The sequence below is a fragment of the Pseudomonas sp. TWP3-2 genome (assembly GCF_049897765.1).
GTDB lineage: Bacteria > Pseudomonadota > Gammaproteobacteria > Pseudomonadales > Pseudomonadaceae > Aquipseudomonas.
This window is the reverse complement of the sequence record NZ_JAFCWW010000028.1, coordinates 40643-52632: the sequence shown is the minus strand read 5'-3', so window position 1 is coordinate 52632 and position 11990 is coordinate 40643. Positions and strand designations below refer to the sequence as shown.

Annotated in this window: 12 protein-coding genes; 9 read left to right on the top strand and 3 right to left on the bottom strand. The window is 60.5% G+C overall.

What is annotated here, in order from left to right:
* Positions 1-210: 210 nt before the first annotated feature.
* The 3 genes from ACP7EE_RS25795 to ACP7EE_RS25785 are packed head-to-tail and all read left to right on the top strand — an operon-like array spanning position 211 to position 3084.
* Complete coding sequence (locus ACP7EE_RS25795) at positions 211-1323, top strand: glycosyltransferase family 4 protein (protein WP_426206291.1); 1113 nt, start codon at positions 211-213, stop codon at positions 1321-1323.
* Positions 1316-2092 carry a DUF2334 domain-containing protein gene (locus ACP7EE_RS25790; protein ID WP_426237741.1) on the top strand — a complete coding sequence of 259 codons (777 nt, stop codon included), beginning with the start codon at positions 1316-1318 and terminating at the stop codon, positions 2090-2092. The genes ACP7EE_RS25795 and ACP7EE_RS25790 overlap by 8 nt, the downstream gene beginning before the upstream one ends.
* Positions 2089-3084: a lysylphosphatidylglycerol synthase transmembrane domain-containing protein gene (locus ACP7EE_RS25785; RefSeq protein WP_426237739.1), complete on the top strand. Its 996-nt coding sequence runs from the start codon at positions 2089-2091 to the stop codon at positions 3082-3084. Before ACP7EE_RS25790 ends, ACP7EE_RS25785 begins: the two co-directional genes overlap by 4 nt.
* Here the strand turns inward: ACP7EE_RS25785 and ACP7EE_RS25780 are convergent.
* Together ACP7EE_RS25780 and purU are read right to left on the bottom strand one after the other, a co-directional pair.
* A complete protein-coding gene (locus ACP7EE_RS25780; protein ID WP_426206278.1) occupies positions 3053-3238 on the bottom strand; it encodes a hypothetical protein in 186 nt (61 codons plus the stop codon). The genes ACP7EE_RS25785 and ACP7EE_RS25780 overlap by 32 nt on opposite strands.
* 62 nt (positions 3239-3300) lie before the next feature.
* Positions 3301-4149, bottom strand: a complete 849-nt coding sequence (purU, locus tag ACP7EE_RS25775) for a formyltetrahydrofolate deformylase (protein WP_426237736.1) — start codon at positions 4147-4149, stop codon at positions 3301-3303.
* Between the two features lie 338 nt (positions 4150-4487).
* On the opposite strand from purU, the gene mvaT reads away from it, so the two are divergent.
* Entirely contained in the window at positions 4488-4865 is a 378-nt protein-coding gene (gene mvaT, locus ACP7EE_RS25770) for a histone-like nucleoid-structuring protein MvaT (RefSeq protein ID WP_007945872.1), read from the top strand.
* A 100-nt stretch (positions 4866-4965) separates the two neighbouring features.
* Here mvaT and sbcB read toward each other — a convergent pair whose 3' ends face one another.
* The gene (gene sbcB / locus ACP7EE_RS25765) at positions 4966-6396 is read right to left on the bottom strand and encodes an exodeoxyribonuclease I (protein WP_426237734.1); all 1431 of its coding nucleotides are present in this window, start codon (positions 6394-6396) and stop codon (positions 4966-4968) included.
* 181 nt (positions 6397-6577) lie between these two features.
* On the opposite strand from sbcB, the gene ACP7EE_RS25760 reads away from it, so the two are divergent.
* Genes ACP7EE_RS25760 through ACP7EE_RS25740 form a run of 5 tightly spaced genes read left to right on the top strand, consistent with a single transcriptional unit; the run spans position 6578 to position 11966 of the window.
* Positions 6578-7303: an RDD family protein gene (locus ACP7EE_RS25760; protein WP_426237732.1), complete on the top strand. Its 726-nt coding sequence runs from the start codon at positions 6578-6580 to the stop codon at positions 7301-7303.
* Complete coding sequence (locus tag ACP7EE_RS25755) at positions 7300-8277, top strand: stage II sporulation protein M (protein WP_426237730.1); 978 nt, start codon at positions 7300-7302, stop codon at positions 8275-8277. Before ACP7EE_RS25760 ends, ACP7EE_RS25755 begins: the two co-directional genes overlap by 4 nt.
* The gene (locus ACP7EE_RS25750; protein WP_426237728.1) at positions 8264-9811 is read left to right on the top strand and encodes a DUF4129 domain-containing protein; all 1548 of its coding nucleotides are present in this window, start codon (positions 8264-8266) and stop codon (positions 9809-9811) included. Before ACP7EE_RS25755 ends, ACP7EE_RS25750 begins: the two co-directional genes overlap by 14 nt.
* Complete coding sequence (locus ACP7EE_RS25745; RefSeq protein ID WP_426237726.1) at positions 9808-10971, top strand: DUF4350 domain-containing protein; 1164 nt, start codon at positions 9808-9810, stop codon at positions 10969-10971. Before ACP7EE_RS25750 ends, ACP7EE_RS25745 begins: the two co-directional genes overlap by 4 nt.
* Entirely contained in the window at positions 10968-11966 is a 999-nt protein-coding gene (locus ACP7EE_RS25740; RefSeq protein ID WP_420646279.1) for an AAA family ATPase, read from the top strand. The genes ACP7EE_RS25745 and ACP7EE_RS25740 overlap by 4 nt, the downstream gene beginning before the upstream one ends.
* Positions 11967-11990 lie beyond the last annotated feature (24 nt).

The following is an 11990-nucleotide window of genomic DNA, read 5'->3' as shown; positions in this document are numbered from 1 at the left end:
TTTTACAACAACGAACGGCTGCACTCGAAACTGGGATATCTGCCACCGACCGTTTATGAGCGGGCGATGGCGTCAAAACCACCTATCGAGGTGCCCGGAATTAGTTGACCACTGCACTCTGCCACCCCCATCCCGCCCCAAACCCCAACCGAACATCTATTCTGGATAAAGGTCAACCAAGGGAGATCAACCAGAGGAGGGATGTTCACCGTGCACATTGCCGACATCACCATGTTCTACGCCCCGGCCAGCGGCGGCGTGCGCACTTATCTGGATGCCAAGCATCGACGCCTGACCAGCAAACCCGGAATCCGCCACAGCCTGCTGATCCCTGGCGCACATCTGGCGGAACAGGATGGCGTGTACTCGGTTCCCGCGCCCGCCCTGCCGTTCGGCAAGGGTTATCGTTTTCCTCTGCGTCTCGCGCCGTGGCGCAATGTATTGCAGGCTTTGCAGCCGGATCTGATCGAAGTCGGCGACCCGTATCTGACAGCCTGGGCAGCACTGGATGCGCGGCGGCAGCTGGACGTGCCGGTGATCGGCTTTTATCACTCGGATCTGCCGCTATTGATCAGCAATCGAATGGGCCAGTGGGTCACGCCGAACATTGAAGCCTATGTGCGCAAGCTGTACGGCAACTTCGACCGCGTGCTCGCGCCGAGCCGAGTCATGGCTGACAAGCTTACCGGGCTCGGCGTACGCAATGTGTTCGTGCAACCGCTGGGCGTCGATCTGCAAACCTTCCACCCAGACGCCCGCGATCCCGGCCTGCGCGCCGAGCTGGGTATCAGCGAAGACACGCACCTGCTGATCTTCGCCGGGCGTGGTTCCAAAGAGAAAAATCTGCCGGTACTGCTTAAATGCATGCAGCGTCTCGGCCCGCGTTATCACTTGCTGTTGGTCGGCTCGTCGATGCCGGCAGCGGTGCCGGATAACGTCAGCGTGATTGACGAATTTTGCCCGGCCGCACAGGTCGCGCGGCTGTTGGCGAGTGCCGATGCGCTGCTGCATGCCGGCGATCAGGAAACCTTCGGGCTGGTGATCCTCGAAGCCATGGCCTGCGGGATTCCGGTGGTAGCCGTCGCTGCGGGTGCGTTTGAAGAAATTGTCAGCGAAGACTGCGGCCTGCTCTGCGCACCGAACAATCCGCAGGCGATGGCAAATGCAGTGCGTGAGTTGTTCAGTCGCGGCGCCGGACAAATGGGCCGTCAGGCGCGCCAGCACGTCGAACGGACTTACGCGTGGGACACGGTGGTCGACAGTTTGCTCGGGCACTATCACGCAGTGCTCGGCAATGCCCTGCCGCAGGTGGCCAATGGTTGAATCTGCCGAGCGGCGCGCCCTGTTGCTGGTGTTGCACGACGTCGCGCCCTCGACGTGGGCGGATTATCGGCCCTTCGTCGAAGCGGTCGATCAGTTGGGCGAGGTGCCCATGACCTGGTTGGTGGTGCCAGACTTTCATCGCCGGAATGCACTCGGTGAGCACGCTGATTTCCGTCGCTTGCTCAGCGAACGCGTCCGCCGTGGCGATGAGTTGGCGCTGCACGGTTTTTTCCATGACGACGACGGCCCGGCGCCAACCACACCTCGCGACTGGTTCATACGGCGGATTTACACCCATGAAGGCGAGTTCTTCCAGCTGTCGCGCGAAGCCGCCCTCGCCCGCCTGCACGCCGGCATCGAAATCTTCCGCCAGTTCGACTGGCCGTTGCACGGCTTTGTCGCGCCGGCGTGGCTGATGAGCGACGGTACGCGGCAAGCCCTGCGCGAGTTGCCACTGCGTTACACCAGCGATCCACAACATATTTATCGCCTGCCGGACTTTGCCGCCATCGACGCCCCCGGACTGGTCTGGAGCGCCCGCAGCGCCTGGCGCCGAGGCTTGTCGAAGATCCTCAGTGATCAGCGCGCACAGCGTTGGCGTCAGGCACCGGTGATTCGCCTCGGCCTGCACCCGGTGGACATGCGCCACCCGTTCGCCCGAAACTATTGGCTGCAAACTCTTAAACGTCTGTTAGCCGAAGGCCGAGTACCGATGACCAAAATTGACTGGCTGGCGCAACAACGCGAGCAATTGGAACGTGTCGCATGAGTCGCGGCATTCTGTTGCTGATCGGCCTGCTTGCGGCGGTGTTGATTCCGTCGTTGCTCGGCGGTGGCGAGACCTGGACGCGGCTGCGAGCCTTTCCGCTGTCGTGGCTGCTGATCATGTTCGGCATGATTCTGTTGTGCTGGGGCATCAACACCTTGCGCCTGCGGCTGCTGCTGGGTGATCAGCGCGAAAAGGTCACGCCACTGAAAAGCCTTGGCGTGGTGATGGCCGCCGAATTCGCCTACTGCGCCACACCCGGCGGCAGTGGCGGGCCGTTGACGATCATGGCGCTGCTGGCGCGCAGCGGCGTGCGGCCGGCGCGAGGCAGTGCGGTATTTGCGATGGATCAGTTGAATGATCTGCTGTTCTTTCTCTGCGCCCTGAGCGGGATTCTGATTTACGCGTTGTTCCAGCACATCAGCGACCGCATGGAATGGCTGCTGATGGTCAGCGCGGTGTCGCTGTTCGGCGGTCTGTTCAGTTGCGTGCTGGTGGCGCGTTATCACCGTGCGCTGATTCGTTTGAGCGGACGGCTGCTGGCGCGGATCAACGTGCAGCTCGGCACCCGGCGACGCTGGGCGCGCAAGTTGCTGCATTTTCTCGCGGCGTTCACCGATACATTGAAGCTGCCGTGGCAGACCTTGATCAAAGTGTTCGCCCTGACCTGCGTGCATTGGCTGCTGCGCTACAGCGTGCTGTATCTGGCGTTGCGTGGATTGGGTGCGGATTTGCAGTGGGCCTGGAGTTTTCTGATCCAGATGCTTTCGCTGGGGGCCGGGCAATTCAGTCTGTTGCCGGGGGGTGCGGGGGCGGCGGAATTGACGTCGGCAGCGCTGCTGGCGCCGATGGTGGGCAGCTCGACCGCTGCGGCGGCGATTCTGATCTGGCGGGTGGTGACGTATTACTTCTATCTGCTGGTCGGCGGGCCGGTGTTTCTGTTGATGCTCGGCCGGCCGTTGCTCAAGAAGTTGCTGAAGGTTCGTCAGGCTTAGGCGGGTCTTCGTTGAGTTGTTGCCACAACTCGGCGGCGCCGGGGAATTCGGTGCCGTCGTCCGGGGTCATGTCTTGCGGATCATAGCGACTGAGGCAACCTTCACCGAGGGTCGCAGGGGCTTTGGAGGTGGCTTTGTCCAGTGGATCGGTCATGGTCTATCTCCGCAAATCTACGATCGTTGCCACGCAGTGCATGGCAACGACCCCGGCGATTATCAGAACACTACAGTCTTGTTGCCGTGCACCAGCACGCGGTCTTCGAGGTGATAACGCAGCCCGCGGGCCAGCACCATCTTCTCGACGTCACGGCCGAAACGCACCATGTCTTCGATGCTGTCACTGTGGCTGACACGCACCACGTCCTGCTCGATGATCGGGCCGGCATCCAGCTCTTCGGTCACGTAATGGCAGGTCGCGCCGATCAGCTTCACGCCACGCATCGACGCCTGATGGTACGGCTTGGCACCGACGAACGACGGCAGGAAGCTGTGGTGAATGTTGATCACCTTGTGCGCGTACTCGCTGCACAGCGCCGGTGGCAGGATCTGCATGTAGCGCGCCAGCACCACCACTTCGGCATCGTGCTGCTTGACCAGACGCGAGACTTCGGCGAACGCCGGTTCCTTGTCCTGCGGATTGACCGGGACGTGGTAGTAAGGAATGCCGTGCCACTCGACCATGCTGCGCAGGTCATCGTGGTTGGAAATCACGCAGGAGATTTCGCAATCCAGCTCGTCGCTGTGCCAGCGGTGCAGCAAGTCAGCCAGGCAGTGCGATTCGCGACTGGCCATCAGCACCACGCGCTTTTTCTGCTCGGTGTCGATGATGCGCCAGTCCATCGAGAACTCTTCGGCGATCGGTGCAAACTTCTCGCGCAAAGTCTCGATACCGAAAGGCAACGAATCGGCACGAATTTCGTGACGCATGAAAAACCAGCCAACCTGATTGTCCGAATGGTGGCTCGCTTCGGTGATCCAGCCGTTGTGGGACGCCAGAAAGTTACTGACTTTGGCAACGATGCCAACGCGGTCCGGGCAAGAAATCACCAGCCGAAAGGTGCGCATGAGGGGGAAACTCCAGAACTTCGCAAAGGCCGCCATTCTAGCGACTGCGCAGCAAAACTGCAGTATTGATGCGCGCCAGGCCGTTGGCTGGCCTTGCTGAAGATTTTTTGACGGCGATCCACGCCAGAATGCTGGCGCAGCAATAGCCCTGCGCGAGCTACTCAATGTGAATATGTGTGAAGACTGCATCACATATTTAACTGAATATTCAATTCAAAGCTCTTTTACGTAACTAATTTAAATAAAAACTCCGGCTAAATGTTTACTTGATGAAACAGCCTGACTATTATTGCGGCACTGTCCCTGCCATCGCGCACTCCACACATAAGGTAGTAATCATGTCCTTGATCAACGAATATCGCGCCACAGAAGAAGCGATCAAAGAGCTGCAAGCCCGTTTGAAGAACCTGTCGCAAGACGACAAACTGCAAACCGAGCTGGAATTTGAAGGCAAACTGCGCACCCTGATGGGCGAATACTCCAAGTCGCTGCGTGACATCATCGCGCTGCTGGATCCAGAGTCCAAATCCAAAGCTCCACGTGGCGGCGCAGTAAAAACTACCGGCACCAAGCGTGCTCGCAAAGTTAAGCAGTACAAAAACCCGCACAACGGCGAAGTCATCGAAACCAAAGGTGGCAACCACAAGACTCTGAAAGAGTGGAAAGCCAAGTGGGGCGGTGACGTGGTTGAAGGCTGGGCTACCCTGCTGGGCTAAGCCGCACCCCTCGTCGCAGACCTGTTCGCGACGCAAAAGAAACGCCAGCAAACGCTGGCGTTTTTTTATGCCTGAAATTCAGCCCCCTTCATATTCGAATTCAAAGGCTCAAACGTTTGCGCAATGCCTGAACATAATTGTCCCACTCATTGAGCACTGCACTTTGTGCAGGTGTCGCATTTGCCAGCCATTGCTGCGCGGCCTCTGCAAAAGAATCGAGGGTATTAGGTGCCCCCCATTCAGGTGCCGACAAACGCTGTCGACAAAAGATTCTCCAGCGCTCTTGCTCTGCAGAATTCAACGTATCCGCAAAGTTGCGTGCGCGATATCGAAAGAGTAATTCAGGCAAACGTTCGTCATCGAACGGCCATTGCTCTTGCGCTAATTGCTCAGGATCAGCCGTCCTCACTTGCTCACACAGACGCCGATCACGGTCACCAATAAATCCGTCATACAACTGTTGTTCCGGATCTTCGCTCTGGGTGAAATCTTCACGGGTATAAATCGCCGCGACTTTATCTTTCCAGATTGCCGGTGCGTCACTTAGTCGCAATGCCCGCGCCTGATACAGCGCCATATCCAGCCCAAGTCTTTGCTGATCGTCCGCCCGTAACACGGACAGCGGCGCCACCACCGGGCACTTGTTGATATGAATAAGTTTGAGCGGTACCGGTAATTCGCCTTCGGCCAGTTGCTCGCGACGGGTGTAGAGACGCTGGCGCAGGGTCTCCGCATCCAGATCGAGCAGCCCCTGCGGGTCGAGGTGCAGATCGCAGACGATCAGTGCGTTTTTATTGCTCGGGTGCCAGGCCAGCGGCAACACCACGCCAACATAACTGCGCGCCGCCGAGAAGCGCCCGGAAATATGCACCATAGGCTGCAACAGGCGAATCTGATCCATGACCTTCTGCTTGCTGCGCAATTGAAACAGCCAGTCGTACAACTTGGGTTGTTTCTCGCGGATCAAACGCGCCAAAGCGATAGTTGCGCGCACGTCCGACAGCGCTTCGTGAGCATGCCCGTGATCGATGCCATTGGCGGCAGTCAGGCGCTCGAGCTTGAGCGTGACCTTGCCTTCGTCATCCGTCGGCCACACCAAGCCGTCGGGGCGCAGCGCGTAAGCGGCGCGCACCACATCAATCAGATCCCAACGGCTGTTACCGCTCTGCCACTCGCGGGCGTACGGATCGAAAAAATTCCGATACAGGCTGTACCGCGTCATCTCGTCGTCAAAACGCAAAGTGTTGTAGCCAGCACCGCAAGTGCCGGGGGTAGCGAGCTGGGCGTGAATGCGCGTCATGAAATCGGCTTCGCTCAAACCCTCCGCGGCCAATCGGCTCGGGGTGATACCGGTGATCACACATGCCGCCGGGTGCGGCAGGATGTCTTCGCTGGGCTGGCAATAGAGATTGACCGGCGTGTCGATCTCGTTGAGTTCGTGGTCGGTGCGAATCCCGGCGACCTGCAAAGGGCGATCGCAGCGCGGATTGATGCCGGTGGTTTCGTAGTCGTACCAGAAGATGGAAGTCACGGGCGGTTCCTGAACTGAAGATCGGCGAAGTCTAGGCGCTCGGGCGGTGTCGCGGCCAGCGCAGCATAATTCAGGCACAGTTGGTTGAAAGCTGTGTATTACATAGTTATGTCGTTTCCCCCCGTGAGGCTGCTAGCATCGGTCGCACTCGTATCCGATCCGGCCACCTGTCAGGTAGACCATGCTCGAGCACACAGCACCGCCAGGGAAAGCACCGCTGATCACGCCGCTGGACACACGGCATCAGGTCGAAACGCCGGAAGGCATCGACTTGCCGCTGCGTCCGGCCGGGCTGATGGTGCGCGCTCTGGCCTTTACGATTGATATGGGATTGCGCGGGATCATCCTCGGCGTGTTGTTCATCGCACTGGCGTTGCTCGGCAAACTCGGCCTCGGACTCGGCTCGCTACTGCTGTTCGCGGTGAGCTGGTGGTACATGGTGTTGTTCGAAGTGCTGCGTCAGGGGCGTTCGCCGGGCAAGCAATGCATGGGCCTGCGCGTGGTGCATGACGATGGCACGCCAGTCGGCTGGTCGGCTTCGCTGCTGCGCAATCTGCTGCGCTTCGTTGACCTGATGCCGTTCGGCTACTTCCTCGGCGCAATCAGTTGCCTGCAACATCCAGCCTTTAAGCGCCTTGGCGATATCGCCGCCGGTACGCTGGTGGTGTACAGCGAACGCCCGCTCAGCCGTCCGCACTTGCCTGAAGCCGAACCTCGGCGTGCGCCAATCCCGTTGACCTTGAGCGAGCAACGCGCGCTGCTTGGATTCGCCGAGCGCCAGAGTGAGTTGTCGCCCGAGCGAGTCAAAGAACTCGCCGCCCTGCTCGCCCAGCCGCTGCACATCAGCGCGCCAAAAGCCGTGGCCGAGCTCAACGGCATCGCCCGTGGCCTGTTGGGGCCGACATGAAGCAGAGCCTTTTCGAAAACCGCCACAAGGCCGAATGGGAGCGTTTTGCGCTGGCTCTCGAACGTCTCGAGCGCGGCAAGGACACGGCGCAAGTCGGCGCTTTCCCCAAAGCCTATCGCCGACTTTGCCACCACTTGGCTCTGGCGCAGGAACGTGGCTACAGCAGTTTTCTGATCGACTCGTTGCAGCAGCAGGTGCTGCGCGGCCATCAGCAGCTGTACCGGCATCGCAGCCAACTCGGCGCCAGTCTGTTGGGTTTCATTCTCGGTGGTTTTCCAAGACTGGTGCGCGAGGAATGGCGCTTCGTGCTCGCCTCCGCGCTGCTGTTTTTCGGCAGCCTGATCGGTTTCGGTGTGCTGGTTTATCTGTTCCCGGAGCTGATCTACAACCTGATCCCCGCCGACCAGGTGCGCGAGATGCAGGGCATGTACGACCCGGTCGCCGGCCATCTCGGGCGCTCGGCCGAACGTGCCGCCAGTGAAGACTGGGTGATGTTCGGCTACTACATCATGCATAACATCGGCATTGCCTTTCAGACCTTCGCCGGGGGATTGCTGGCAGGCGTGGGCAGCGCGTTTTTCCTGTTCTACAACGGTTTGATGATCGGCGCGGTGGCCGGGCATCTGACAGAAATCGGTTTTGGCCAGACGTTCTGGTCGTTCGTGATCGGGCATGGTGCGTTCGAACTGACTGCGATTGCGCTGGCCGGTGCGGCGGGTTTGAAACTCGGCTGGGCGTTGATTGCACCGGGACGGCTGACGCGTGGCGAAGCGCTGAGGCTCGCGGCACGCCAGAGTGTGTTGCTGGTGTGCGGGGTCATGCTGTTTCTGTTGATCGCGGCGTTTATCGAGGCCTATTGGTCGTCGCGCACGGCGGTCACTCCGCTGACCAAATATCTGGTCGGTGCCGGCCTGTGGCTGAGTGTGGCGATTTATCTGCTGTTCGCCGGAAGGACTCGCCATGCGCCTGAGTGATGCGACCGTGGTGATCCGCCCGCGCACATCCTGGGAAGCCATGGACTTGGGTGTGCTCATGAGTCAGCAGCATCGGCGCCTGTTGATGACCAGTTGGGCGATTGTCACTTTGCCGCTGTTCGCTCTTTTGACTGCGTTGTTGTGGGAATCGCCGTCGCTGGCGCTGTTGATCTTCTGGTGGCTGAAACCGGCTTACGAACGTTTGCCGTTGTACATCCTGTCCAAATCCCTGTTCGGCGAAACGCCCACGTTGAAACAGGCGCTGCGCGAATGGCCGCGTCTGCTCAGGCCGCAATTGCTCGCCAGCCTGACCTGGCGTCGCTTCAGCCTGAGCCGCAGCTTTCTGTTGCCAGTGGTGCAACTCGAAGGCCTCGACGGCGATGCGCGCCAGCAACGTTTGCAAGTCTTGCTGCAACGCAATGCCGGGGCCGCGCAGTGGCTGACGGTGATCGGAGCGCATCTGGAAAGCGCGTTGTGGATAGGCCTGATGGTGCTGTTCTACATGCTCTTGCCGCAGCAAATCGAAACCGACTGGGACTGGCAAAGCCTGATTCTCGCCGCCGACAACGACTGGGGCTGGCTGGAGCATCTGACCAACGCCTTCTACGCGCTGGTGTTGGTGATCTGGGAGCCGGTCTACGTCGCCTGCGGATTCAGTCTGTATCTGAACCGGCGCACGGTGCTGGAAGCGTGGGACATCGAGCTGGTGTTCCGCCGCTTGCGCCAGCGCCTGAACAGCAGCGCGCTCGGTTTGCTGCTGGTGGTGTGTCTGCTGTTGCCGGGCGTGCCGTCGTCATGGGCCGATGAACCAGCGATTGCACCGGACGCGCCTCGACTTTTGAACCAGCCGCTGACCAGCCAGGCCTCGCGCGACAGCATCAAGGCGTTGCTGGAACAGCCACCGTTCAAGAACAAGGAAACCGTCACCCGTTATCGTTTTGGCGAAGATCCGGCGACCCCGGCCAAGGCAGGCAAAGCAGGTGAAGCGCCGCAGTGGTTGAAAACCCTGCTCGGCTGGCTCGACGGCAAGCATCTTGATGGCTTGGCCAGGGTGATTGAAATACTGCTGTGGGGCGCGGTGATTGCTGCGCTCGGCTGGTTGATCTGGCGCTACCGCGAGTTTGTGCGAGCGTTTGTCAGCCGCCGTCCGCGCTTGCCCGAGCGTGTGAAAAGACCGGTTCCCCAACAAGCCTTTGGTCTCGATCTGAACCGCGAAACCTTGCCCGCCGACATCGCCGCCCACGCCGAACAACTCTGGCACACCGAACCTCGGGCGGCACTGGGTCTGCTCTATCGCGGGCTGCTCAGCCATTTGCTGCACGACTTCGACATGACGTTGAAACCCGCCGACACGGAAAGTCAGGTGTTGGCGCATGTCGAACAATTGCAGCGTCCGGAACTGCTCGCCTTCAGCCGCAACCTCACCCGCCACTGGCAGAACATGGCTTACGGACATCGAGTGCCAGCGGCGCATCTGCGCGAAGAATTGTGTAACGGCTGGCGCGCGTTGTTCGGCCCCGGAGCCGTCCGTTGAACCGGCGCACGCTGTGGATCGTCGGCGCATTGCTCATTGCGCTGCTGGGCGCTTTGAGCGTTTTCCTTTACCTCAAGGCCACGCCTTACGAAGAAGTCATCGACCACGGCCCCTCGCCCGCCGCGCAGGCCAATCCTTATCTGGCGGCGGAAATGTTTTTGCGTGAGCGCAGCCTCAAGGTCGATCACGCCGAAAGCCTCAGCGTGCTGCCCGACATCGATCCGCGCCAACACACGTTATTGCTGTTCAACGACCGCTCGCGGATGACCCCGCGCCAGGTCGACCAAGTGCTGAACTGGGCACGCGCCGGTGGCCGATTGGTGTTCGTCGCCGAATCGATCTGGGATGAGAAAACCGGCCAGAGCAATGACCTGCTGCTCGACCGCGTGCAACTGCATCAATCCATGAGCAAGGATCTGAAAGATCCACCCGCCGATGCCGGCGACGACCCCTACCCGAAACTGACCAAGTTGTATCTGGAAGACGAAGACGCGCCCGCCTACGCCGGTTTTGATCCGGCGTTCCATCTCGACGATCCGAAAAACCTCGCTCAGGCCTGGGCCAACAGCGCCAAGGCCACGCACATGATGCAACTGGCCTACGGCCTCGGCTCGATTACCGTGGTCACCGATGCCGAGCTTTGGAAAAGCGCCGCCATCGCCGAGCACGACAACGCCTGGCTGCTCTGGTATCTGAGCGCCGATACCGACGTCACGCTGCTGTTCAACACTGAGCACGACGGTCTGCTGACTCTGCTTTGGCGCAACTTCCCGCAAGCCATCGTTGCCCTGCTCGCGTTGATCGGCCTGTGGCTGTGGCACGTCGGCGTACGCCACGGCCCGGTTCAGGTACCCGCACCGAGCGGCCGTCGACAACTGATGGAGCACCTGCGCGCCAGTGCCGATTTCATCCTGCGGCACAACGGCCAGCACACGCTGCTGCAAGCCTTGCAGCAAGATGTCTTGCGCCGCGCCCGTCATCGTCATCCCGGATTCGACCAATTGAACGTTGCCGAACAATGGCTGGTGCTGTCGCGCCTGACCCGGCAACCGACCCGCGCCATCAGCCAGGCCCTGAGCACGGCGCCGAAAAAGCGCTTGTCCAGCGCTGAATTCTGCCGCCAGGTCGCCCACCTGCAAACCTTGAGGAACGCTTTATGAGTGAGATCGAACCCGGCTCGCCGAGCCACGCCGCCCAGCAGCGGCAGCGCGCCAGCCAACTCGCACAAGCGGTACGCGGCGAATTGCAGAAGGCGCTGATCGGCCAGAACAGCGTGATCGACGACGTGCTGACCGCGCTGATTGCCGGTGGCCACGTGCTGCTCGAAGGCGTTCCCGGCCTCGGCAAAACCCTGCTGGTGCGTGCACTCGCCCGTTGCTTCGGTGGTGAGTTCGCACGCATCCAGTTCACCCCGGATCTGATGCCCAGCGATGTCACCGGTCACGCGGTGTACGACCTGAAAACCGAGCAGTTCAAACTGCGCAAAGGCCCACTGTTCACCAACCTTTTGCTGGCCGACGAGATCAACCGCGCCCCGGCGAAAACTCAGGCCGCGCTGCTCGAAGCCATGCAGGAACGTCAGGTGACACTGGAAGGCAAGGCACTGCCGATTGCGCAACCGTTCATGGTGCTCGCCACGCAAAATCCGATCGAACAGGAAGGCACTTACCCACTGCCGGAAGCCGAACTCGACCGCTTCATGCTCAAAGTGCGCATGGATTATCCGGACGCCGATCAGGAACTGGACATGGTGCGTCAGGTCAGCCGCTCGACCCGCGCCGACATGCTCGACGTGCAACCGCTGCGCACGGTGTTGCAGGCCAAAGACGTGCAGGCTCTGCAACGCATTGCCAGTGATTTGCCGCTCGACGATCAAGTGCTCGATTACGCCGTGCGTCTGGCGCGCAGCACCCGCACCTGGCCGGGGCTGACCCTCGGCGCCGGGCCGCGCGCCTCCATCGCACTGGTGCGTTGCGCCCGCGCCCGCGCCTTGTTACGCGGTGGCGAATTCGTGATTCCCGATGACATTAAAGGCTGCGCACTGGCCGTATTGCGCCATCGCGTACGCCTCGCCCCGGAGCTGGACATCGAAGGGTTGCAAGTCGATCAGGTATTGCAGCAATTGCTCGACCAAATCCCGGCACCGCGGCTGTGAAGTCCCCCATGTCAAACACAAACC